This is a genomic window from Asticcacaulis sp. P4_H10 (assembly GCF_056400965.1).
Genome location: NZ_JBFUKH010000003.1, coordinates 199,866 through 221,281, shown reverse-complemented (window position 1 = coordinate 221,281; position 21,416 = coordinate 199,866). Strand labels below are relative to the sequence as shown.

22 protein-coding genes are annotated in these 21,416 nt (G+C 61.8%); 10 read left to right on the top strand and 12 right to left on the bottom strand.

Features of this window, described 5'->3' with window-relative positions:
- Positions 1-88: 88 nt before the first annotated feature.
- From AC1DON_RS07285 to AC1DON_RS07275, 3 genes are all read left to right on the top strand, one after another.
- Positions 89-1,234 (top strand): 2OG-Fe(II) oxygenase, encoded by a 1,146-nt coding sequence (locus tag AC1DON_RS07285; protein ID WP_476934111.1) that lies wholly within the window; start codon positions 89-91, stop codon positions 1,232-1,234.
- 69 nt (positions 1,235-1,303) lie between these two features.
- Positions 1,304-2,197 carry a hypothetical protein gene (locus tag AC1DON_RS07280; RefSeq protein ID WP_476934110.1) on the top strand — a complete coding sequence of 298 codons (894 nt, stop codon included), beginning with the start codon at positions 1,304-1,306 and terminating at the stop codon, positions 2,195-2,197.
- 119 nt (positions 2,198-2,316) lie between these two features.
- On the top strand, positions 2,317-3,537 hold the full coding sequence (locus tag AC1DON_RS07275; RefSeq protein WP_476934109.1) for a TadE/TadG family type IV pilus assembly protein: 1,221 nt from the start codon (positions 2,317-2,319) through the stop codon (positions 3,535-3,537).
- A gap of 106 nt (positions 3,538-3,643) precedes the next feature.
- Here AC1DON_RS07275 and AC1DON_RS07270 read toward each other — a convergent pair whose 3' ends face one another.
- From AC1DON_RS07270 to AC1DON_RS07250, 5 genes are all read right to left on the bottom strand, one after another.
- Positions 3,644-4,771, bottom strand: coding sequence for an RNA ligase (locus AC1DON_RS07270; protein ID WP_476934108.1), 1,128 nt, complete (start codon positions 4,769-4,771; stop codon positions 3,644-3,646).
- 87 nt (positions 4,772-4,858) lie between these two features.
- The gene (locus tag AC1DON_RS07265; protein WP_476934107.1) at positions 4,859-5,479 is read right to left on the bottom strand and encodes a hypothetical protein; all 621 of its coding nucleotides are present in this window, start codon (positions 5,477-5,479) and stop codon (positions 4,859-4,861) included.
- Positions 5,476-6,096 (bottom strand): hypothetical protein, encoded by a 621-nt coding sequence (locus tag AC1DON_RS07260; protein ID WP_476934106.1) that lies wholly within the window; start codon positions 6,094-6,096, stop codon positions 5,476-5,478. Before AC1DON_RS07260 ends, AC1DON_RS07265 begins: the two co-directional genes overlap by 4 nt.
- 151 nt (positions 6,097-6,247) lie before the next feature.
- On the bottom strand, positions 6,248-6,616 hold the full coding sequence (locus AC1DON_RS07255) for a response regulator (protein WP_476934105.1): 369 nt from the start codon (positions 6,614-6,616) through the stop codon (positions 6,248-6,250).
- A 191-nt stretch (positions 6,617-6,807) separates the two neighbouring features.
- Complete coding sequence (locus tag AC1DON_RS07250) at positions 6,808-7,362, bottom strand: hypothetical protein (RefSeq protein WP_476934104.1); 555 nt, start codon at positions 7,360-7,362, stop codon at positions 6,808-6,810.
- Between the two features lie 389 nt (positions 7,363-7,751).
- Here AC1DON_RS07250 and AC1DON_RS07245 point away from each other — a divergent pair, with 389 nt between their 5' ends.
- Positions 7,752-7,964, top strand: a complete 213-nt coding sequence (locus AC1DON_RS07245) for a hypothetical protein (RefSeq protein WP_476934103.1) — start codon at positions 7,752-7,754, stop codon at positions 7,962-7,964.
- A 42-nt stretch (positions 7,965-8,006) separates the two neighbouring features.
- Here AC1DON_RS07245 and AC1DON_RS07240 read toward each other — a convergent pair whose 3' ends face one another.
- Positions 8,007-8,924: a DMT family transporter gene (locus AC1DON_RS07240; RefSeq protein ID WP_476934102.1), complete on the bottom strand. Its 918-nt coding sequence runs from the start codon at positions 8,922-8,924 to the stop codon at positions 8,007-8,009.
- 252 nt (positions 8,925-9,176) lie between these two features.
- Between AC1DON_RS07240 and AC1DON_RS07235 the strand changes: the two genes are divergently transcribed.
- Both AC1DON_RS07235 and AC1DON_RS07230 read left to right on the top strand, forming a co-directional pair.
- Entirely contained in the window at positions 9,177-10,181 is a 1,005-nt protein-coding gene (locus AC1DON_RS07235; RefSeq protein ID WP_476934101.1) for an aspartate-semialdehyde dehydrogenase, read from the top strand.
- 243 nt (positions 10,182-10,424) lie between these two features.
- On the top strand, positions 10,425-11,771 hold the full coding sequence (locus AC1DON_RS07230) for a S41 family peptidase (RefSeq protein ID WP_476934100.1): 1,347 nt from the start codon (positions 10,425-10,427) through the stop codon (positions 11,769-11,771).
- 202 nt (positions 11,772-11,973) lie between these two features.
- Here AC1DON_RS07230 and AC1DON_RS07225 read toward each other — a convergent pair whose 3' ends face one another.
- Positions 11,974-12,183: a cold-shock protein gene (locus AC1DON_RS07225; protein WP_476934099.1), complete on the bottom strand. Its 210-nt coding sequence runs from the start codon at positions 12,181-12,183 to the stop codon at positions 11,974-11,976.
- Positions 12,184-12,704: 521 nt separating this feature from the next.
- On the opposite strand from AC1DON_RS07225, the gene AC1DON_RS07220 reads away from it, so the two are divergent.
- The 4 genes from AC1DON_RS07220 to AC1DON_RS07205 all read left to right on the top strand — a co-directional run bounded on the left by AC1DON_RS07220 (position 12,705) and on the right by AC1DON_RS07205 (position 14,697).
- Positions 12,705-13,025, top strand: coding sequence for a hypothetical protein (locus AC1DON_RS07220; protein ID WP_476934098.1), 321 nt, complete (start codon positions 12,705-12,707; stop codon positions 13,023-13,025).
- A 32-nt stretch (positions 13,026-13,057) separates the two neighbouring features.
- Positions 13,058-13,558: a hypothetical protein gene (locus AC1DON_RS07215; protein WP_476934097.1), complete on the top strand. Its 501-nt coding sequence runs from the start codon at positions 13,058-13,060 to the stop codon at positions 13,556-13,558.
- Positions 13,559-13,834: 276 nt separating this feature from the next.
- Entirely contained in the window at positions 13,835-14,302 is a 468-nt protein-coding gene (locus AC1DON_RS07210; protein WP_476934096.1) for a hypothetical protein, read from the top strand.
- A gap of 80 nt (positions 14,303-14,382) precedes the next feature.
- Positions 14,383-14,697, top strand: coding sequence for a hypothetical protein (locus tag AC1DON_RS07205; protein WP_476934095.1), 315 nt, complete (start codon positions 14,383-14,385; stop codon positions 14,695-14,697).
- Positions 14,698-14,805: 108 nt separating this feature from the next.
- On the opposite strand, the gene AC1DON_RS07200 is transcribed toward AC1DON_RS07205, so the two are convergent.
- The 5 genes from AC1DON_RS07200 to AC1DON_RS07180 all read right to left on the bottom strand — a co-directional run bounded on the left by AC1DON_RS07200 (position 14,806) and on the right by AC1DON_RS07180 (position 21,061).
- On the bottom strand, positions 14,806-16,092 hold the full coding sequence (locus AC1DON_RS07200) for an outer membrane protein assembly factor BamB family protein (RefSeq protein WP_476934094.1): 1,287 nt from the start codon (positions 16,090-16,092) through the stop codon (positions 14,806-14,808).
- 91 nt (positions 16,093-16,183) lie between these two features.
- Entirely contained in the window at positions 16,184-17,599 is a 1,416-nt protein-coding gene (locus tag AC1DON_RS07195; protein ID WP_476934093.1) for a winged helix-turn-helix domain-containing protein, read from the bottom strand.
- Between the two features lie 84 nt (positions 17,600-17,683).
- On the bottom strand, positions 17,684-18,328 hold the full coding sequence (locus tag AC1DON_RS07190; RefSeq protein WP_476934092.1) for a hypothetical protein: 645 nt from the start codon (positions 18,326-18,328) through the stop codon (positions 17,684-17,686).
- Between the two features lie 118 nt (positions 18,329-18,446).
- Positions 18,447-20,645, bottom strand: coding sequence for a catalase/peroxidase HPI (gene katG / locus AC1DON_RS07185; RefSeq protein ID WP_476934091.1), 2,199 nt, complete (start codon positions 20,643-20,645; stop codon positions 18,447-18,449).
- A 107-nt stretch (positions 20,646-20,752) separates the two neighbouring features.
- Entirely contained in the window at positions 20,753-21,061 is a 309-nt protein-coding gene (locus AC1DON_RS07180) for a DUF2218 domain-containing protein (protein WP_476934090.1), read from the bottom strand.
- Positions 21,062-21,416: the final 355 nt, after the last annotated feature.

Genomic DNA, 21,416 nt, shown 5'->3' with positions numbered 1-21,416 from the left:
AACACCACACAAAGCCGGTAAACATATGGAAACATTGCCATGTTACCCTCTCCTGTCCGGGTAACATTTTTCCAAAGTTTGTCGCGTCATGGATCACGTATCGTCATCGGCCCTTTTGCCGCGTTACCGCAAGCTCGAAGCCGGTGATCCCGCCCCGTGGTTCCGCCAGGTGGCGACCTGCCATGCCAACTTCGATTTCTCGTCGCTGGGCGGCCGTTACATCCTGCTAGGCTTCTTCGGCAGCGCCAGCGATGCGACCGCGCGCAAGCAGCTCGAAATCCTGGAAAACCGCGCCGACGTTTTCGATGACCTCAATGTCTGCTTCTTCGGCGTGTCGGCCGACCCCGCCGACCTGAGCGAGAACCGCCTGGTCGAAGCCGTCCCCGGCCGCCGGCATTTCTGGGACTTCGACCGGACGATCTCCCAGGCCTATGGCGCCTCGGCCGTCAGCGGCCGGGACAATACCTATCGCCGCTTCTGGGTTTTGATCGACCCGACGCTGCGCGTCATGAAGACCTGGCCGATGGTGCCGGACGCCGGCAATCTTGCGGCTATACTCGACATGATCAGCGCCCTGCCCGCCCCCGCCCGCTTCGCCGGTCCCGAGGTGATGGCGCCCGTCCTCTACCTGCCGAACGTCTTCGAACCCGAACTGTGCCAGGAACTCATCAGCGCCTATGAAACCGGCGCGCCTGAGGACAGCGGCTTCATGCGCGAGGAAAACGGCCTGACCAAGGTTGTCCTCGACCACGGCTTCAAACGCCGCAGCGACTTCACTATCGAAGACATGGCAATGACGAACAGGCTCCAGAAGCACGTCCACCGGCGCATCCGGCCGGAAGTTCTGAAGGCCTTCCAGTTCGACGTCACGCGCATGGAGCGCTACATCGTCGCTTGCTACACGGCCGAGGACGGCGGCCACTTCCGGCCGCACCGCGACAACACCACCAAGGGCACGGCCCACCGCAAGTTCGCCGTGTCGATCAATCTCAATGCCGATTTCGACGGCGGCGAACTGACCTTCCCGGAATACGGCCCGCGCAGCTTCAAGCCGCCGGTGGGCGGGGCGGTCGTCTTTTCGTGCAGCCTGCTGCATACGGTCTCCAAGGTGACGCACGGCCGCCGCTACGCCTTCCTGCCCTTCCTGTATGACGATGCCGCGGCAAAGCTGCGCGAGGCCAACAACCAGTTCCTCGACAGTTCGGTCACGCCGTACGAACGCGAACAGGACTAAATTTCCGGTCAAAACCGCTTGTCTTCGTTCTGCGAGTCTTGTCAGATACGCACCAGACAAGGGGGCGTCATGAATTCCGGACAAGCGATCGCTGCCATTTCCAAAGGGCAATGGCAGGCATTGAAGACCTTCGTGGCCCAGGCGTCGCCCGAATCTGCCTACGAACTGATCCGGATGACCTATGAAGCCTGCCCGATGGGGCTGGACGTGAGCGGCGTGGTTGCCGGCCCCGACGATCTGATCGGCCTGACGATCGCGGGGGCTTTTCTTTTCGGCATTGGCAAACGCCATCGTGGCACGGGCGCGGCCTCCGCCGTCGGCGAAAAACAGGCCGGGCGCTACGTGCAGTACCTGTTCGAAGCCAAGAACGCGCTTGACGCGGCCTTAGGCCTGGACCGCCGGTTCGGGCTTGCCGCCGCCTTCAACATGGCCGTGGCCATCGACGAATGGGAAGACGACCAGAAGGACCAGGCCGAAGCCATCCTGCTCGATGCGCGCGACGTGCCACTGTCGGGCTACGTCAATCTCCTCCAGGCGCGGCTGGAAAAATGGGGCGGATCGCACGCCGACATGTTCCGCATCGCCCGGTCGCGGATGCTGGGTGACGCACCGGCGCAAAACATGCTGATCGCCCGCGCCCACTGGGAGCGCTGGCTATTTTACGCAGCCTTTGACGATAGCGGCCAGGGTCCGGAAATGGCGTCAGTCTATTACACCGGCGAGGTGATGGATGATCTCAGAGCCGCGTCCGAAGCCATACTGACCGCGCAGTCAGACCCGGCCGAACTGCGCCTGGCGAACGGCTGGCTGGCCTTTGTGCTGTCCGAAGCCGGGCAGCACAAGCAGGCGGTCCGGCATCTTGACCGCATCAAGGGGCACAATGATCCGTCCGTGTGGTTCTTCAAAAGCACGCCTCCGACCGTGACCAAGGGCCTGATCCGCCTTAAGGCCATGCTGTCCTGAAGCCACCGCGCCATCACCGCGTCGCCCCTGAATGTTCCATGGCCTGACGGCTGCGGACCGAAATTTTCTAAATCTTCACTGTTTCGCGCTTTCCTGTTGGCAACGACAAGAGAGTACAAATGCGTATTTTACAGGGACTTGGAAAAGACAGGACAGGTAACGTCGCCACGGTTGTGGCGCTGTGCGCCGTGCCGCTGTTCTTCGCGGTCTTTGGTGCGCTTGAAGTCGTCAACACCCACGCCGAACACGCCCGGCTCCAGGACGCCGTCGATGCCGGGGCTCTGGCCGGCGCCGGCCGGCTTTCGGTCGCCAGCACCACCGACCAGGGTCCCGTTTCGACCGCCGTCACCGTCACTCAGCGCGGCATTGCCGACGCGCGGATCAAATCCGCCGTCAACGTCGTCGCGACGGTCGCGGCCGACCGCCAGTCGATTACCGTCGATGCCGTGGCCGATCACAAGGCCCTCATCGGCTTCATGGGTTTCGGCAACGCCGATATCAAGGTCACCGCGACCGCCGAGAACCTGGGGTCGATCCCGCTGTGCGTCCTGCAGACCGCCAGCAAGGGCAAGGGCGGGATCAATGTCAACGACCAGGCGCGCGTCCGCGCCACCGGCTGCGCCATCCACGCCAATACCAACGTCGCCGTCAAGGGCGGCGCCATGATCCAGGCCACCCGCACCCAGGCCGTCGGCGAAGTGACCGGACCGGTATCGCCCCAGGGCAATGCCGGCGCCATGACCATCCCCGACCCGTTCGCGTCGATGAACCTCAATCCTTCGACAGAATGCGAGGGCAAGGTGGAAAAGATCAAGCAGGAGAAGGGCACGACCACCTTCCTCCCGCCCGGCGTCCACTGCGAACACTATATCATCGACCAGGACGCGACCCTGGTCCTGCAACCGGGTGACCACTGGTTCATGGACCACCTTGAAGCCAAGAACAACGCCATCATCCGCGGCGACGACGTGACGCTTATCTTCGGCTCGACCAAGAAGATCAACTTCGCCGACCGCGCCGTCGTGCAACTGGCGGCGCGCAAGTCCGGGCCGTTCGCCGGCTTCCTGCTGATGACGACGCGTGACAATACCGAACAGTTCATCATCGCCTCGGACCACGTCTCCAAGCTGCTCGGCACCATCTATATTCCGGGGGCAGAACTGAAGGTCTCGACCTCCGGCAATGTCGCCCAGGACTCGGCATGGAGCATCATCGTCGCCGATACGATCACGGTCGAAAAGAACCCGGTACTGGTGATCAACAGCGGCTATGGCGGCTCAGGCGTACCCGTGCCCGAAGGCGTCGGTCCCAAACGCAACAACGCTACCCTGTCCAGGTAAGCTCTTGCTTGGTCGCGATATTACTGGCGAAAACCGTCGCCCCTTGTCGCCATAACTCTCCAGGAAATACGGACCGCGCCTTGTTTCCTTGGAAACGTAGCACGGCCTAGCCCTCCAGAGCCTCGGCCAGAGCCCCATTGACCAGCGAACGCAGGTCGAAATCGTCTTTCAACCGGGAACGGCGGTAGAATTCCACCAGGTCCATCGGACGGCCCGTGTGCCTCAGCATGAGCAGTTTGAACAAGGGGTGGCCCTGAAACGCGGCGGCAAAGCCCTTCTGATCCAGGCCGGCATGGGGCTCGCGCGCGGCGTCGACCTCGGCCTCCAGCGCCAGCAGGTTTTCCTTCACCCGGCTTTCGATGGCATTGACCTCGCCGAGATCGATACCCAACTCGGTCAACGCGCCCTTCAGATCATCCAGTGTCTGATCGAGCGCCATACTGGCGATATCGCGTTCACGCATCTGGCTGGCGGCGGTGTGCAGGCGCAGGTACCAGGGCGACTTCACTTTGGCCATGTCTCCGTTGGCGAACTGGATAACGTAGCCTTCGCTGCCCGTCAGCCCGGGAAGCGAGGCCAGCATGGTATCGACGGTCAGGTCGGCGCGCGGCATCAGGCGCGGTACGTCATAGCGCGCAATCAGACCGTGGATATCATGGCCCGGATCAAGCAGCACATATGCGCCGGTAAGATTGTCGCGAACGTGCAGCAGCCGCAGTTGCGGCTCAGGATGCTCGACCACGATCCGCGCCTCGGGGTGGGTCAGTTCGAAGATGGCGGTCAGCCCCCTGCCCGCCACCTCGTGCGCAAAGGCGGCAATGCCTACATTTTCCGGCAAAGCGAGGAAGGTCTCCGTCAGCTTCACCACCTGGGAATCGAAAGCCTGGCGCGATCGCCAGATCAGTTTGCCATCCCCCCAGGCGGTCGCCAGCATGCTGCCGTCAATCTTGTCGTAAATGGCGGCGATGTCGGTTCGGGCGCGGATCTGGTCGAGAAGCAAGCCTTCGCGCTCGCCGGCATTGAAGAATTTATGCAACGGCCGCGACACAACCTTGCCCGTCGCGTCGAAGACGATGCCCCGGCACTCCAAAGCCTCGACTGTATCGAACGTCTGCGCGTCCATGAAGACGTAACAGCCGAGCGTCAGACCATTCGGCTGCGCGAAGAAGCGGATTTCCTTGCGGTGGGCGACGGCGTCCCTGATATCATTCAGCGAATGGATGGTCTTGAACATGGCATATCCGGTGTCATGGAACCGCGTCCTGCGGAACGCGGAAAGAACAGCAGATAGAGATCAAAAGCAACCTGCAATCGCAACGCGTCAATTCGCGCCAGGGCGACACGCATATTTCCACAGAAGCGCCAGTGCGGCGACGATGGTCAGGCCCCATGACACCAGGCTGACCTGGTTCAGCACGGCAGCAATGGCTTCTGGCTTCGCGTCCCAGCCGTATTGGGCCTCAGACGGATCCGCCAGGGACAAGGCTTCGGCAACCCGCGCCGCGATGTGGCTGTGAAAGGCCAGGCCGATGACGCCCCACAATCTGAGGCTTATGGCAGCGGCAGCGCTGCACCAGACAAGGCCCATGCCAGACCTCTGCACGTAAACCAGCACGAAGGCCGAGGCCGGATATCCCTGGTAGTCCCACAGAAACATGACGTAGCTCTCCAGCCCCACCAGCACCATCCAGCCCCGCGGCAGGACAGCCGGTGCAAACAGCAGCCAGCCCGGCTTTTCCGCCCGCTGCCGGGACTGCCACCCAAGCCAGACGCTGCCCGCGACGGCGACAAGCACAATCAGGGCGCCAATGAGGATCGATTGAAGGGTCTGCATCGGCAAAGGCGTGTGCAGATCGAGGTCTTCCAGATTGAGGAACTTCCACGCCACGGCCTGGATCGCGAACTGAAAGACGATCAGCGCGGCGATGATCAACCGGATCATGGGCGCACCGCCTTGCGGAACAACTGGCCGTGGCCGACATCCACCGTCTGTTTGCCGGTCGCCATATGCACAGTGACGACTGCCTGGCCGGGTGCGTAGTCACGGGCCGCGACGCCGCTGACCGCAAACCTTTGCCACCCCCTGTCGATAGTGACATAGCGCGCGGCGACGACCTCATAGGGCGCCTTCACGCCCTGGACCAGCAGCCTGACGCGCGCCGTGGCGGGATTGGATTTGCCGGGTGACAACCGCAGCCACACGGCCGTCTGGACGGTCTCGCGTTCGCGCACCGGCCGCAGGTTGGGACTATAGACGCTGACGTCCCAGATATCGTCGCGCTTTTCCGGGACCATCATTCGGAGCGCTTCGCCGCCGGGAATCCCGGCCGCGGGTTTGCGCCCACCGTCTACGCGCGCCACAGGGCCAATGAAGTTGGTGACGCGCCAGGGCTCGAGCTGAGTATCGCCCAGGATATCCGGCGCAAAACTGGCAGGCATATTCGCCACCGCCGGTGACGCGCCGGCGCCCCCGTGCAAACCGCCACCGATCGCCACGATGATGGCAATGACGACAGCCGTTGCCGTACCGTTTTTGACCGCGTCGCTTTCCCAGGCCATGGCTTTCCCCCGCCGCCAAATGCACACATCCAAACTGTACACCTCAGCCGTGCGGCATCAAGATGGCACTGGCAAAATTACTGAGCCGTCGCGGCCAGCGCTTCCGCCAGCACGGCCACCGCCGCCTTCACGAAACGGTTCGATCTGGGGTTCAGGACAGCCGGGCGTGCATGGTCGTGAGCAATGTCATCAGGCTGCGAAAATCGACGCCCTTGACGAAGAAGGCATGGCAGCCAGCCGCCTGGGCTTTCTGGCGCACCGCTGTGTCGGAATAGGCGGTGTGCGCGACGACCGTCGCCTGCGCTGTCTCGGCGCTGTTGCGTACGCTCCGGCAAACATCGGTCCCTTCCATGTCGGGCAGTTCCATGTCCACGACCACCAGGTCGGGCCTGAGGATGTGTGCGGTGGCGATGGCGTCGCGGCCGGTGTAGCAAACACGGGCGTCGTCGCCCTGCTCTTCCGCGACCCACAGCAGGGTCCGTGCCAGGACAGGGTCGTCTTCGACAATCAGTACGCGCACGGCAAAATCCCCTAGGTGACTCGCCCCCGCTGTTTAAATTATCGGCATACCCGTAAGTTTGCACCGCCACTCCGGGTCCGCAATATAGCCAAGGCCTAAGGGCGAAACGCTGCACATTCAGAAATTTTATGAATTGTCTTGCCGAGCATTATTCCAGATAAGAGGAACTATAGACCGGCTATCTTTAGAAGTTACACAATGGCGGCGACAGCACGCACAGCCGTCTGCGGGTCCTTGCCGTCCCATATCAGGTCGATCGTACGCTGCCCTTCCTCACTCCAGAAATAGAGCTGCATAATTCCGGGCATGATCCTGGCACTGGCCCAATGAAAAGGAATACCATCGACCTTCATAGCCCGAACCATAGGCGTGACGAGCCGCTCGGCCGTACGGTTCGCATCCTCCCAACTCAGGTCGGCCTGAGCCGCCGCGATCCATTGGTGATAGCGGCCTGCAGGAAACACATAGTGTCGCCCCATGCCAGTCCATTCGATGGTGTCAGCAGTGACGGCGACCTCGACGGGATAGTCCGCACACCCGGTCACGCCACAGTTGCAACGACCAAGCGTAAGCCATCCACCCTGCAAGAGCTGCGGCTGTTCGAACAGCTCAAGCGGGTCAAGTCCCATATAATCATTGAGACCGTCCAGGACGTCACTGCCATCCACGACGATCCGTGTTTCATGGTCGCACGTTTCCGGCGACGGCCGGGTCAGGAATTGCAGCGAGCGAACTGGATTTGTCATGGCCGATACTTACCAAAATTATGCTTAAGGCGCCATCGCCGCATCGCGTCTTTACGCCGGGACGTCCGATGATGGTGGTGCGTCCATAGCGGCGCTACCTCACTGGCGGTCCGGGTCCTCGTGCCCCCCTCAGCGCCCGGGCCGCCAGGCGAGATGATCTCTTCAAGGAGCTTGACGTGGTCGAGACGCTGACGCCGCAATTGTCCGGATGGCTGGATTGCCTGTACCTCGCCAGCGCAGCGATGCTGGCCGCAGCGAGCAATTTTTCCGAACCGCGAGACTAGAGCATGCTCCGAAAAAGTGGAAACCGGTTTTTCGGGCCAAGCATGCGACCATTAGGAAATCGAGACCGTGCGGCGTTTCCTTCGAAGCGGAGCACGGTCCAGGTCATGGACGACTTCGCCGATACGCCCGAAGCGATTGCCCGGGGCCAGCGTTACCTGGCCTGGTCGGCGGGCGCGATGCTGAGCTTCGTGCTGGCCGCCACGGTTGGCGTTCATGTTGCCCAGGAAAAACACGAACGCGCTGTCTACGCGTCAAACCAGAACGCCCTCACCCTGGCCGTCGGCAGCAATATGTCGCGTCAGCTTCCGATGCCGTGAACGGAAGGCGCACATCGGTTCGAGTTGTGGAAATCGGCGCTATCAGCGCGGCTTTTCCGCCCCGTGCAGAGAGATAAAGGCCGCCGTCAGCATGACCGCCATGCCGATCCAGCTCAACAACGCGATCCGCTCGTTCAGAGCCACGGCGCCGGCAATAACGGCAATGGCGGGCGACACAAAGGCGAAATTGCCCGACTTCGACGCGCCGAGGTCGCGCAGCAGCTGCATGTACAGCGCAAAGGCGATCAGCGAGCCGAACAGCATCAGGTAGAGCCAGCCGATCCAGGCGCGCCCGCCCCAGTCGAGACCGAGCGCCCCGACTGCGCCGGGCTCGAATCCCAGCGACAAGCCAAGCAGGATCGCCCCGCCGATCAGAGTCGTCAGTCCGGACAAAAGCGTGGTCGAATAGGTTTTCAGCAGAGGCTTGGCGACGACCGAGCCGAAAGCGTAGGTAAAGGCCGCCGAGGCCGTAACGATACCGCCGATTACGCGCATCCCTCCGCCGCCCGCCGCCATCAGGCGGGTGAGATCAGGCAGGAACATGATGATGACGCCCGCCACGCCCAGGATAAGGGCGAAAATCTTGCGCGGTGTCGCCTTTTCCTGGCGCATGGCGACCGCGCAGACCAGCAGCGCTACCGGCGTCAGCGACATGTCAATCACCGCCGCCAGGCCCGACTCGATGAACTGCATGGCCCAGAACAACGGGCCATAGCACAGGACGATCATGAACAGGGTCGCCACCAGCAGCCGGCCTACGTCGGCCCGGCGAACCGGAAATCCGCCGCCGCGTGGCCAACTGACGGCGGTCATGATCAGCCCCGCCGCGACAAAGCGCGTCCCGGCCATGAAGAGCGGCGGCATGGTCTCGAGCGCGACCTTGGTCGCCAGCCAGGTCGTCCCCCAGATAAAGCACAGGACAGCGAAAGCTGTCAGGGGGCGATTGTCGAAGAGTTTCATGGGCGGCGGTATAGCGGGGTTGTCGATGCAGCGCCACCTTTGCGGCAAAGCCCCCACCTTGACATCCTCCCCCGCCTCCGCGTAAAGGCCCGCCCCATGACCTTCGTCACGCGCACAACAACACCGATTACAACCAAGGCCCAGGGGCCGGGGATAATCGCGCGCGCGTAAAACAGTCACGCACAGCTCAGTCTCCGTCGTTGCCCCGTCCACCCGGCCGGGGCTTTTTTATTGCCTGAAAGGGACCATACAATGCACAACAAGACCGTCGCCATCGTCGGCGCCACCGGAGCCGTCGGCCGCGAATTCATCGGCTGCTTAGAGCGCCGCGGCATTCCGCTGAAAAGCCTGAAACTCCTAGCCTCGGCGCGTTCGGCCGGCCAGACCGTCGCCCTTCGCGGGCAAGAGCTGACGATCGAGGAAACGACCGAAGCGGCCTTTGACGGCGTCGATATCGCGCTGTTTTCCGCCGGCAGCGGCATTTCCCGGCAGTTCGCGCCCGTCGCCATCAAGGCCGGCGCGGTCGTGGTCGATAACTCGTCGGCCTTCCGCGCCGATCCGCAGGTGCCGCTGGTCGTCCCGGAAATCAACGCCGGCGAAATCAAAAATCATAAGGGCATTATCGCCAATCCGAACTGCTCGGCGATCACCACCCTGGTGCCGCTGTGGCCGATCCATTCCGTCAATCCGGTCAAACGCCTGATCATCTCGACCTATCAGGCGGCATCGGGCGGTGGCGCGGCGCTGATGGAGGAGCTTGAGGAATCAACCCGCGCCTATCTTGACGGCCGCGACTTTTCGCCCAGCGTCATCAAATATCCCTACGCCTTCAACCTGTTCAGCCACAACACAGCGATCGACCCCGAGACCGGCTATAACGACGAAGAAACCAAGGTCATGAAGGAGACGAAGAAGATCTTCAATGACGACACCATCCGCGTCAACGCCACCTGCATCCGCGTGCCGGTCCTGCGCGCCCACTCGATCTCGATCACCTTCGAATGCGAACGCCCGATCTCGCCCGAAGAGGTCCGCGACCTGCTGTCGAAGGCGCCCGGCGTCAGGCTCGTCGACGACTGGGGTAACAACTATTTCCCGATGCCCAAGGACGCCTCGGGCCAGGACGACGTGCTGGCCGGCCGTATCCGCCGCGACCTGTCGGACCCGTCGGGCCGCTCGATCTCGATGTTTGTCGCCGCCGACCAGTTGCTGAAAGGCGCGGCGCTCAACGCGGTGCAGATCGCGGAGTTGCTGTAAGGCCCCTCGCCTCCCTGCACTCCTGTGCAGGGAGGCGAGAGATACGCCCTCTGTTGGTGTCAGCCTGGATTGCGAATTCGACGTACATTAATTCCGCGTAACGCTGTCATTCCGAGTTGCAGGGTAACCTGGATATCCGCTACTGCTGTATCCTCATGATTGCGCTACCATCGCTGAAACGCACTCATAAAGCGCTGAAATCGAAATAGAATCGTAATCATGGCTCGAAACAGGTTACAACGAATGGGTAACATCGGGATCACGGTCGAAACCCTCGATCAGCCGGAGGGCTTTGCCGCTGACGCACCTCCTGGTGAAAAAGGGGTGCCCTGGACAGGCATCGCGCGTGCGGTTGCGGCGGCGCTGATTCTTTTCGTTTTTGGCGGCGCAGCCGCATCGGCGGAAGAGCCGGTGCGCATCGATCTCACGCCGGCACAGTGGCAGGAGGATATTCGCGTCTTCGGGCAAGAGATGGCCCGCCGCCACCGTTCCGCCTTTCATCTCACGACGCAGCCCAGGTTCGAACGCGAAGTCGCAGACCTCATCGCGCGCGCGCCGAAACTGGAAGATTATGAAGTCGTCCAGGGCCTCAATGCGCTCACGGCCAGCGTCGGCGATGGGCACACTTTTCTCGCTGTATCCTCGACCTACCACCGTTACCCTATCGGTTTGTTTTGGTTCGGCGACGAACTCCGGGTGATCCGCGCCAGCGAGCAGTATCGCAACCTGCTGGGCGCCCGCATAATCTCGGTGGAGGGCCGCCCGATCGCCGACGTGCAGCGCGCCTTGCAGCGCTATATCCCGCAGGGTGAGAACCAATGGTACGTGCTTGAGCACAGCGGCGAAGTCTTGGTCACACCGGAATCGATGGCTGCGCTTGGCATCACGCCGCGACTTGGGCCGGCGCGCATCGCCTTCGAAAGCGCCGAGGGATGGCGCTTCACGACGCAGCTCCCTGCGCTTGCGCCCGGAGCACAGATCACGTGGGCGCAGGCTGACCAGATCTCGCCATATCTGCGCCGTCGCGACGACGGCCTCTGGTTCACGTATCTTCCGGAGACCAGGACGGTCTATGCCGACTTTCGCTCCTACCGGCAGCTCGAACAGAATGCCAAGACGCTATGGGCCTTCATTGACGCCAATGACGTGGATCGCCTGATTATCGATCTGCGGCACAACCCTGGGGGCAACTACAGTGAAGGGCGTCGTCTCTTATTGTATCCCGCGATATTCAAGCCGAGGCTCAATCGCTGGGGGCATCTCTATGTGCTGACGGGGCGCGCCACCTTTTCCGCCGCGATGACCAACGCTACCGATTTCCACCGCGAAACAGAGGCGATCCTTGTCGGCGCGCCCACAAGCGGCCGGCCCAACGGGTTCCAGGAAAATGGCTGGTTCTATTTGCCCAATTCGCACATCGGCGTTTCCGCGGCGCAATTGCACTATCGTTTCGGCGATGAAGGCGCGGATGCGGTTTATCCCGATCAGCGCATCGATCCGGATTTTGCATCCTATTGGGCCGGACGCGATCCGGTGATGGAATGGGTATTGCAGCAGCCGCTAACCCAAACGTCCGTTTCCCGCGAATAATGGCCGGCGTCCGTCTGCTTTTGGCGCAGGCGGGCCTATGACTATTCAGAGTACCCTGTTTGGTGAACGGAGCCAGGCGTACCGCCTTTAAAATCAGGGATGGCTTGTCCGAAATCCGGCAGTAACCCAGGCAATATAACAACAAAAAAGGCCGGCCCGGAGGCTCGACCTTTAATCCAGTCTTCTCTGTGAAGAGAAGGGCTTACGCGGCCTGGAGTTGTTCAGCGGACATCTTGCCCGACTTTGCATCACGTTGCAGTTCGTACGTGATTTGCTGGCCTTCGTGGAGGCTGTTCATGCCAGAGCGTTCAACCGCGCTGATATGGACGAAAACGTCCTGGCCGCCGTTTGTCGGCTCGATGAAACCAAAACCTTTTGTGGAATTGAACCACTTAACTGTACCTGCGCTCATAACGAACCCTTTCAATGGTAATGTTATACGTGCCCATGCAAATGCATCGGCACCTCTCGAATAAATTTGAATGGGAGTTTCGTCTGGGCGGCTTAGGCGCAAAAACAAATCATCAGACAATCATAAGTCGATAAAATCTGTATTAGGTTATCTCAGAAATAAAGTCAACTTAATTCTTGCGCCATATATTTATCGCTATCCATTCAAGATCTATTTTTATCAGGCCGTGCGAATTATTATTTTAAATATGATATCCTTATATTTTATGAGCTATACTAGATATTCTTACAAATTGCTTTTTTGATGAGCGATTCGTTTGCCGAATTCGCGGCCCTGGATAGGCTGACCCCGCTGTTAGCCAGTCTGGGCGCGTCCAGGAAATCCCAAACTTGCCATACTCTGTCGGTGCGACATCGTTCGTTAGGTGAGCGCGCTTCTCCGGCCCATCAGACATTGGCCCACGCCACTTAATAACCTCCGAAATCGCTCGGATATTTCACTCGTCTACAATGGAACACCACATGACGGTTCAGACGCCGCATCAGTTTGCCACGCCCGGGGGGGAAGGCCGCGCCATGAAGCACCATGACGCCACCACTTCAAACAATGCCTTCGGCCGCGGCACCGGCCTTGCCATCAGGACCACCGACCTGGCGCCCGGTGACGTTCTGGACATCCGGATGGTGTCCGGTGCGATAGCCCACGCCATGATCCAAAGCTTCGGGGTGGCAGGACTGGAGATCAACATCGACGGCGATCGGTATCAATGCCGCCCATGGCGAGCCGGAGACAGCGCATTGCACACCGACAGAGGCTTCACATCGAACTGGAGCATTATCTAGGTGACCAACTGCCGTTACAATCTGGAGAAGCCATGAGCGACGATAATACTGATCTTGAACGGCGCGTGCTGGCGCATGAGCAAGTCCTTCAGGCATTGATTGCTTATATGGTGGAAACCGATCCAAAAATTCTGGAACGGATGAAGGTGGCGTTCAGCCGCCCGGTCCGCGTCGTGCCCCCCTTTGGACAAACGGACACTGCCGCCTATGCGGCCGCCTTCGTCCGCGAAGTCATACGCCTTGGAACCGAGGACACCGCATCGTCAAGCCCATCTCCCATATCACTATGGGACGACCTTTGGCCCACTGCGGGAGAGGCCAACCTGGCAAACGAAAACCTGGCTGTCCTCTTCGTCGTCCAGCAGCGCGATGACATGTGGGAAGTTCTGCGCGACGGGCGCCTCATTGGCGGGTTCGTATCTCAGAAAGGCGCGCTTGAGGCTGCACATCAAGCGATACAAGAGGTCTTCAGCACCGGCGGCTCGGCAGAACTGGTCGCGCGTCAGCCAAACGGCCCGACGCGCGCAAATTGATGTTCCTTCGCCGGATAGCCACTAGATATAAGAAAGAAAACCAATGGACCACGCAATAATCCACGATCTTGCAATTGCAAGGCCTCAACCGGCGACGACGAAGGCGGCATTCGCGCAGCGGGACTGGCGTTCCCGCCCGATAGCTCCGGTGAGGCCCAGCGGGCTTGAGAGCGTCCTGGCGACTGTCGAACCGAGATATCGACGTGGCGAGTTCTATCTGAAAATCGATGGCCTGACCGGCCCGCGAACAGGCATGTCCGTCAAGATTGAAAACCGATGAATCGTGCGCAGTTAAGCATCGAGGACCGCGTGCACAGGCGCGTGCTTCAGGTCGTGCTCGCAGCGCTTCTGGAGGACAATCCGAGACTGCTGCGCAAGATCGAGGAGGGCTTCGCGAGTGAGGCCGCACTGGCACCCGCGGATGACCATGACGCGGTTCTGGCCTATGGTTCCCAGTTCGTCCACGCAACCTTGTTCGTCGGCGCTTCGGATGCGCAGAGCACATTGTTGTCTTCCGCCCCGGAATGGGTCCGCCTGTGGCTTGAGCCGGAGCTCGGTGGCGGACCGGAGAGCCGGAACTGGATACGCTTCGAAATTCGCGCCGAGGGCGGCATCTGGCATTTGACGCGAGACGGGCGCATGGTCAGCGAATTTCCGACGCATGAGGAAGCGGTGAAGGCCGCTCAGAGGGCGGTTGCTATCATATCCGCAGCCGGTGGCCAGGCGGATTGGGGCGACGCCTAGCCTGGCATGCGTTGTCGCTTTGTTAGCCCCGCACCAAACACAAACCATACATTGGCTTTATTCTTAAGAAGGCAGATTTGATGATTACCGTGGATGAGAACGAACGGGCCAGTATCAGGGCTATAATCGACGACATCATGGTGCGCCACCGTGCCGGAGCGCTGACGGATCCGCGTGGACGCGGTGCCGTTTCGGCGTTTGTCACGTCCTATGCGCCCCTTGGTTATCTGAATGAAAGTGACGCAACGGCCCTGAACATCTATGTCGACGTGACCCTGCAGATGAATAAGCTGTCGCAGGTGGAAGACCCGCGCGTACTCGGCCGCGTTACGACCATCATTCAGGTTGCGCTGGGCGACGAAGATGTGCTCCCGGCCATCCGGCGTCTGCATTAAGCCCTGGCCCTATCTTTAAAAGGCCGTATTCCGAGGTTGGACGTCGGTGCGGTCCGGATCGTTCGACGGTCTGCGCGAGGAAATTTGGCTTGATTATGTTTGCCGCCCTCACCGCCCTTCAAACACCAGCACCTCACCTGTCGCCGTCACTGCGATCAGCCGGCCGTCCGCCCAAATCGGCGAAGCCACGAAGGCGCCCAGGGCCTTGACCTCCTCGACGCCGGCCTGGAGCTGGCGGCCGGGGCCGAACAGGCGCGCCTCACGAAGCCTGCCTGCCTCATCGAGAATATCGTCGGCGTCAGCCACGCTCTCAGGCGTCCGCCACGTCCAGGTCCGCGCGCCGGTCGCCGCGTCGAAGGCATAGAGCGCGCCGTTCATGGTACCGGTGATGACCGATCCCCCTACAAGCACCGGCGAAGCATAGGTCCACGTGCCCGTATCGGCGCGGAAGCGTTCCTTGCCGGTCTGCTTGTCGAGCGCGACCAACAGCCGTGTGTCCGACGTGCCGAACCAGAGGTTGCGATCGTCGATGGCGGCGGTCGCCAGCACCCAGCTTCCGGCCGCATCGTACTTCCATTTCAGCGCGCCGGTAGCGACATCCAGCGCATAGACAAAGCCGTCGCGTGCCCCGGCATAGACGGTGTCGCCGTCAACCGAAGGCGCGGCGGTGATCCCCAGCATGATGCTCAGCTTGCGCTCAGCCCCGCCCTGGAAGGCCCAGTCGAGCGCCCCTGTCTTGGCATCGAGCGCCAGCAGCTTCGTCCCCCACGTGCCGACAACGATCTTCCCGTCTGCCCAGGCCGGAGACGAATGGACCGGATCACCGGCATCGTATGCCCACAAAAGCCTGCCCGTTTCGGCATCGAGCGCCCGGACATGACCGTCGCTGCTGCCGAAATAGACGACGCCGTCCCGTACCAGGGGCGACGACTGATAAAGGTCCCACGGATCAGGCACTGGGCCAAGGCTGGCATCCAGCCCGTAACCGCCGACCGCCGCGAAACGGGGCTCGCCGCCCGTGCGAAACCGCCACAGCAACTGGCCGTCCAGCGACAGCGTATAAAGATAACCGTCGCGGCTGAGGAAATGGATACGCTCCCCGGCCACGGCAGGTGTCGAGGCAATGGCGCCTTCGGTGTGATAATGCCACGCTGTCTTGTGTGTCGTCATGTCGATCGCATGGAGGTTGCCGCTTTCGGTCGCCACGAACAGCCGCCCGCCCGCCACCACCGGCGAGGCGCTGACGCCGGCGTGCAGGGCGCGCGACCACGACAGTTTCAGGCCCTCGGCCCGCCCCGCTCCGGCATGGCCGGTGCGCCCGGGATCATGCATGAACACCGGCCAGTCTTCGGCGTGGGCGCCCAGGGCGATCAAGGACAGGACAAGAACGGTCATAAGGGATTTCATCGGCTTCCACCCGGTTTAAGGAGGATGGGACGATGATGGCGCCGACTTGGAAAGGCCAGTAAAGGCGCCTGAAGAAAGCTTAATTCTGGAGTGTTTTCATCTTCGTCATCCACGTCCTGAACCTTGGATGATCGCGCACAGGCGCATAGGCCGGATCGACCTCAGCCCACAGCAGCGGTATCTGGTTGTGCGCAAACGCCTGTTCCAGATGGATCATCGCCTCGTCGGTCCGTCCGCTCTCAAGGGCATAGCGCGCCCACGACAGGGGTGGTGTGTATTGGCCAAGGTCCTTCGTCTCTTTCCGCGCCAGCAGCCAGCCAAAGACCGCCTTCATCCCGCCGGCTTTCAGCGCCCCCCGTGCCGCCGCGACCTCGGCGTCGCCATAGCCTTGGGCGCGCATCAGCCATTCCAGGTGGGCAAACGCCTCGGCATTGCGCCCGGCTCGGGTGTAGAGCCGCAGCGCCGAAACATGGAACGCCTTGTCGCCTGCCCCGCCGCTTTCGATACGCCGCAACTCATGCCAGGCCAGGTCGTCGCGGCCGTGCATCTGATAGAGCCAGACCGCCATGGTGCCCGAATAGTGGAGCGGATTAAGGCGCCGGGCCTCCTTTAGTTGCGCCAACGACTCGTCGAAGCGTCCCTGCGCCAGCAGAAAGCTGGAATAGCCCAGCGCCGTGTAATCATCGCGCGGACTGACGCGCCGCGCCGTGCGGTAATCCGCCTCGGCGCCCGCCATGTCATGGCGGCACAGGAAGCGTCCGTCGGCGCGCCGCTTGTAGGCCCAATAATGGCGCGGCTCCATACTTATCGCCTTATCGAGCAGGCCAATGACCTCCCGGCAATTGTCGGGCTCGACCAAGGCGTCGCCCAGCAGCCGTATCTTGGCGTCGGCCAGCCTGGCAAAGGCCTCGGCTGAGGGCTCCTGTGCAGCCAGGGCGCGCAAATCGCGTACGACCTCTCTCTGCCGGACAGGGTCGCCAGTGTCCAGCCTTGCCTCGATATCGACGTAGAAGGCGTCCTTGGATTTCGGCATCGTACCCCGGACAGCGAAGCCCACGCACACCAGAGCCACCGCCGCGATGGGCAGGGCGATTTCCCAGCGGACCGGCCAACGGGCCCGCGGCTCTTGCCTATGCTGGGCAGGCGCCGCGATGCGCTCGGCATCGGCAACCAGTTGATAGCCCTTGCCGGGCACCGTCTTGATGTAGGATGGCACACGCGCGTCGTCGCCCAAAGCCTTGCGCAACTGGCTGATGGCCACCATCAGGCTCTCGCTTGTCACAGTCCGTCCGGCCCAGACGGTTTTGAGCAGCCAGTCCTTGTCGAGGGCCTGGCCGGGATGGTCGATCAGCGTCACAAGCAGATGGACCAGCCGGCTTTCCAGCTCGGTCTGCCCGCCCTCGCGCGTCAGGCGGTTGGTCCGGGTGCACAGCGTCCAGTCACCGATCCGGTAGGACGCGCCGGAGGCTTCGGGACTGTAGGACGATTCCACCATAGGCCGTGAATATGGCCGGATATCCCGTGGCGTCAATGGGGCGGAGTGGCGCAGTCAGGTCATAGCATCTCAACGACCATTAACTCATTTACCCGATTTGAAATCGTAGCGCTGCATCTGGCCTAATGTGGTGATATTACCGATGCCGGGTTGTCCACGTTTAATGTAATCATGCCCCTTACCATGCGATACCCAGGGCATGTGCGCAGCCAGCGTCTCAGTAATCGGATCGACCGTCTTTTCGGCAGTTAGGCCAGCAAGACGCGCGCTGTCGCCGAACCTGCCCTGCAGGTTGGCAGGATCGACGAGCTCAACCGTTCGCGGGTCCGACGGGTCGGTAAAGGTCACCATCAAGGGGATCGCGTCACCATAAAGCGCCCATGCCTCGCCAGGTGGGCCGGACTGCGGGAGTATCAAATAAACGTAAGACGTCTGGTCTTCCTTCTTGCCAAGAAAGGGAATGACCAGATTGCCGTGCTGCCTCAGATCGACGTAGACAGCTTCGCCTTTCACGCGGCAGCCGCCGACATCCATGCCGCCGCCGAGCGTGCCGCCTGCCTTGCACTGGAACTCCTGAACCGCCGAGCCAGTATAGAGGGTCTCTCCGATGGCGACCGTGGCAGTTAGCCGGACGCGGGTCTTTTCGGTCGGGCTACAGGCGGAAAGCGCGGCCAACCCCAGTAACAGCCACCCGGCGGTTACACCGAGCTTCAGAGACAACCCAGCCATATTTCCCCCACATCTGCGTACACCGATATATGGCGGGCAATGATTTACATGTTGCAAAGACCGATGGCCGGCCCCCTCCTCCCCATGCCTTTGGCACAGGGAGGAGAAACGCGGCCGTTTACCGGTGCAAGTCGTAGCGGTCGAGCTCCATGACCTTGACCCAGGCGGCGGCAAAGTCCCTGGCGAACTTTTCACCGGCATCGGCCTGGGCATAGACCTCGGCGATCGCCCGTAGTTGTGCATGCGAGCCGAAGATCAGATCGACGCGTGTCGCCGTCCATTTCGGCGCTTTCGTCCGGCGATCGACGCCGGCATAGGCATTATCGCCCGTCGCCTGCCATTCCGTATCCATGGTTAGCAGGTTGACGAAGAAGTCGTTGCTGAGCACGCCCGGGCGGTTGGTGAAGACGCCATTCTTGCTGTCGTCGTAATTCGCGCCCAGCACCCGCAAGCCACCCAGCAGCACCGTCAATTCCGGCGCGTTCAGCCTGAGCAACTGCGCCTTGTCGATCAGCGCCTCTTCCGGCTTCATGAAAGCGCGGCGGCTGTGATAATTGCGGAAAGCATCGGCGCGCGGTTGCAGCGGCGCGAACGACTCGACATCGGTCTGGTCCTGCGAGGCGTCCATGCGGCCAGGCGTAAACGGCACGCTGAGCATCACCCCTGCCTCCTTCGCCGCCCTTTCGACCGCCGCACCGCCCGCCAGCACGATCAGGTCGGCCAGCGACACCGGTTTGCCGAAGCCCGCACGGATTTCTTCGAGCCTGGCCAAAACCGTCTGGAGCTGGGCCGGCTGGTTGACCTCCCAGTCCCTCTGCGGCGCCAGGCGGATGCGCGCACCATTGGCGCCGCCGCGCTTGTCCGAACCGCGGAAGGTCGACGCCGACGCCCAGGCGGTTGAGACCAGTTGCGCCACGCTCAGCCCCGAGGCCCGAACGCGCTCTTTCAACACTGCGATGTCGGCGTCACCAATCAAGGCGTGATCGACGGCCGGGATCGGGTCCTGCCAGATCAGCGTCTCCTTCGGCACCAGCGGCCCGAGATAACGGGCGACAGGCCCCATGTCGCGGTGGGTCAGCTTGAACCACGCCCGCGCGAAGGCGTCGGCGAACTGGTCCGGGTTCTCATGGAACCGGCGCGAGACCTTTTCGTATTCGGGGTCGAAGCGCAACGCCAGGTCCGAGGTCAGCATGGTCGGCAGGTGCTTCCTGGCCGGATTGTGCGCGTCTGGGATGGTGGCTTCGGCGTCCTTCGCCTGCCACTGGTGGACGCCCGCCGGGCTCTTGGTCAATTCCCATTCGAAGCCGAACAGGTTGTTGAAGAAGTGGTTGCTCCAGCGTGTTGGCGTCTGGCTCCAGGTCACTTCCGGGCCGCCGGTGATGGCGTCGGCGCCGAAGCCGGTGCCGAATGTGCTCTTCCAGCCCAGGCCCTGGTCCTCGATGGCGCCGCCTTCGGGGTCCGCGCCGACGAGAGACGGATCGCCCGCGCCGTGCGTCTTGCCGAAGGTGTGGCCGCCGGCGATCAGCGCCACGGTTTCCTCATCGTTCATCGCCATGCGCGCGAAGGTATCTCGGATATCGCGCGCCGAAGCGACAGGATCGGGATTGCCGTTCGGGCCTTCCGGGTTGACGTAGATCAGGCCCATCTGTACGGCGCCCAAGGTCTCATCCAGTTGGCGTTCGCCGCTGTAGCGCTCGTCGCCCAGCCACGTGCCCTCAGGACCCCAGTAAAGTTCTTCCGGCTCCCAGGTGTCGGCGCGGCCGCCGGCAAAGCCGAAGGTTTTGAAGCCCATCGATTCGAGCGCGACATTGCCGGCCAGGACGTAGAGGTCGGCCCACGACAACGCATTGCCGTATTTCTGCTTGATCGGCCACAGCAGGCGGCGCGCCTTGTCGAGATTGGCGTTGTCGGGCCACGAATTGAGCGGGGCAAAGCGCTGCTGGCCGCCCCCTGCCCCACCCCGCCCGTCCGAAGTGCGGTATGTGCCGGCGCTGTGCCACGCCAGGCGGATGAACAGGCCGCCATAGTGGCCGAAATCGGCCGGCCACCAGTCCTGGCTGTCGGTCATCAATGCGGTGAGATCGGTGATCACCGCGTCGAGATCCAGGCCCTGGAAGGACTTGGCGTAGTCGAATCCGTCGCCCAACGGGTCGGACAGTTTCGAATTGGCGTGCAGCACGGAGATGTCGAGCTGTTCGGGCCACCAGTCGCGATTGCGGTGCCCGTGCGTGCCTGTGCTGCGCTGGCGCTCTCTCTGGCCTTGGCCGTGGTCTACCGGGCACTTGCCGGCCGATGCAGTGTCGCGTGGGGTATCCATGGTGTCGCTCCTGTGGCTGATGCCCCAGGTCTACGCCCGTCGCGGCTATAAGTGTAATTGATTTTCTCTGAGATTTTCTCAAGAAAAATTGATAGGCGACGTAAGGCCTATGTGGCCAGGGTCGACCACACCGGCGACACCAGGGCGTTACCGTGGGCAAGTTCGGCCAGGACGTCGAACACCGTGGCCTGGATCGGCGCGACACAGGTAGGGTCCGAGGTGTCGATGCGGACGATAATGCCCTCAGGCGCGGTCTTCAGCGTAATTATGGTCGCGTCGGAAAGGGTTATGATCGTGCCGTTGGCTGTGACCCGCACGTCGAACCTGTCCGCCCAGTGTTCGGCCAGCTGCAGCACGTATACCGCCGATTGCGCCGTCGCGATCAGCGCTTCGCTGGTGATGACGGTATGGGGCATGAACGCACTCCGCAGGCTACAGGTAATCAGGTGCGGATAGCGAGTCAGTTCGTTAAAGCCACCCTGGATTTGCCTGCGTACACGGGTGCACATGGATAACAAGCGGGTGCGGAAAATATCAAGATTTGTGCGCGCAAAACGGCCCGATGTAATTTTCTGCAAATGTCTGCAAGACGCCCGATACGCATTGAAAAACGCCATATCCAACGGCCATGGCGTCGAAGCTTAAGCCTCCCTCCTCTCTATCGATTGCCTGCCGGCGAGGCTGGGGAGGAGGGAGCGTATAAAACAATTCGGCGGCGTGCCCCCGCACGCCGCCGATCCCCCGCCCCCAAAAGGGTTTTATTGCCGTGAA

What these genes read in the sequence shown, in the direction of transcription:
- katG (WP_476934091.1), bottom strand. Translation starts at nt 20,645, where the DNA reads ATGGATACCCCACGCGACACTGCATCGGCCGGCAAGTGCCCGGTAGAC.
- AC1DON_RS07205 (WP_476934095.1), top strand. Translation starts at nt 14,383, where the DNA reads ATGATTACCGTGGATGAGAACGAACGGGCCAGTATCAGGGCTATAATC.
- AC1DON_RS07240 (WP_476934102.1), bottom strand. Translation starts at nt 8,924, where the DNA reads ATGAAACTCTTCGACAATCGCCCCCTGACAGCTTTCGCTGTCCTGTGC.
- AC1DON_RS07250 (WP_476934104.1), bottom strand. Translation starts at nt 7,362, where the DNA reads ATGACAAATCCAGTTCGCTCGCTGCAATTCCTGACCCGGCCGTCGCCG.
- AC1DON_RS07180 (WP_476934090.1), bottom strand. Translation starts at nt 21,061, where the DNA reads ATGCCCCATACCGTCATCACCAGCGAAGCGCTGATCGCGACGGCGCAA.
- AC1DON_RS07235 (WP_476934101.1), top strand. Translation starts at nt 9,177, where the DNA reads ATGCACAACAAGACCGTCGCCATCGTCGGCGCCACCGGAGCCGTCGGC.
- AC1DON_RS07200 (WP_476934094.1), bottom strand. Translation starts at nt 16,092, where the DNA reads ATGACCGTTCTTGTCCTGTCCTTGATCGCCCTGGGCGCCCACGCCGAA.
- AC1DON_RS07190 (WP_476934092.1), bottom strand. Translation starts at nt 18,328, where the DNA reads ATGGCTGGGTTGTCTCTGAAGCTCGGTGTAACCGCCGGGTGGCTGTTA.
- AC1DON_RS07225 (WP_476934099.1), bottom strand. Translation starts at nt 12,183, where the DNA reads ATGAGCGCAGGTACAGTTAAGTGGTTCAATTCCACAAAAGGTTTTGGT.
- AC1DON_RS07280 (WP_476934110.1), top strand. Translation starts at nt 1,304, where the DNA reads ATGAATTCCGGACAAGCGATCGCTGCCATTTCCAAAGGGCAATGGCAG.
- AC1DON_RS07210 (WP_476934096.1), top strand. Translation starts at nt 13,835, where the DNA reads ATGAATCGTGCGCAGTTAAGCATCGAGGACCGCGTGCACAGGCGCGTG.
- AC1DON_RS07260 (WP_476934106.1), bottom strand. Translation starts at nt 6,096, where the DNA reads ATGGCCTGGGAAAGCGACGCGGTCAAAAACGGTACGGCAACGGCTGTC.
- AC1DON_RS07285 (WP_476934111.1), top strand. Translation starts at nt 89, where the DNA reads ATGGATCACGTATCGTCATCGGCCCTTTTGCCGCGTTACCGCAAGCTC.
- AC1DON_RS07215 (WP_476934097.1), top strand. Translation starts at nt 13,058, where the DNA reads ATGAGCGACGATAATACTGATCTTGAACGGCGCGTGCTGGCGCATGAG.
- AC1DON_RS07245 (WP_476934103.1), top strand. Translation starts at nt 7,752, where the DNA reads ATGGACGACTTCGCCGATACGCCCGAAGCGATTGCCCGGGGCCAGCGT.
- AC1DON_RS07195 (WP_476934093.1), bottom strand. Translation starts at nt 17,599, where the DNA reads ATGGTGGAATCGTCCTACAGTCCCGAAGCCTCCGGCGCGTCCTACCGG.
- AC1DON_RS07270 (WP_476934108.1), bottom strand. Translation starts at nt 4,771, where the DNA reads ATGTTCAAGACCATCCATTCGCTGAATGATATCAGGGACGCCGTCGCC.
- AC1DON_RS07220 (WP_476934098.1), top strand. Translation starts at nt 12,705, where the DNA reads ATGACGGTTCAGACGCCGCATCAGTTTGCCACGCCCGGGGGGGAAGGC.
- AC1DON_RS07230 (WP_476934100.1), top strand. Translation starts at nt 10,425, where the DNA reads ATGGGTAACATCGGGATCACGGTCGAAACCCTCGATCAGCCGGAGGGC.
- AC1DON_RS07275 (WP_476934109.1), top strand. Translation starts at nt 2,317, where the DNA reads ATGCGTATTTTACAGGGACTTGGAAAAGACAGGACAGGTAACGTCGCC.
- AC1DON_RS07265 (WP_476934107.1), bottom strand. Translation starts at nt 5,479, where the DNA reads ATGATCCGGTTGATCATCGCCGCGCTGATCGTCTTTCAGTTCGCGATC.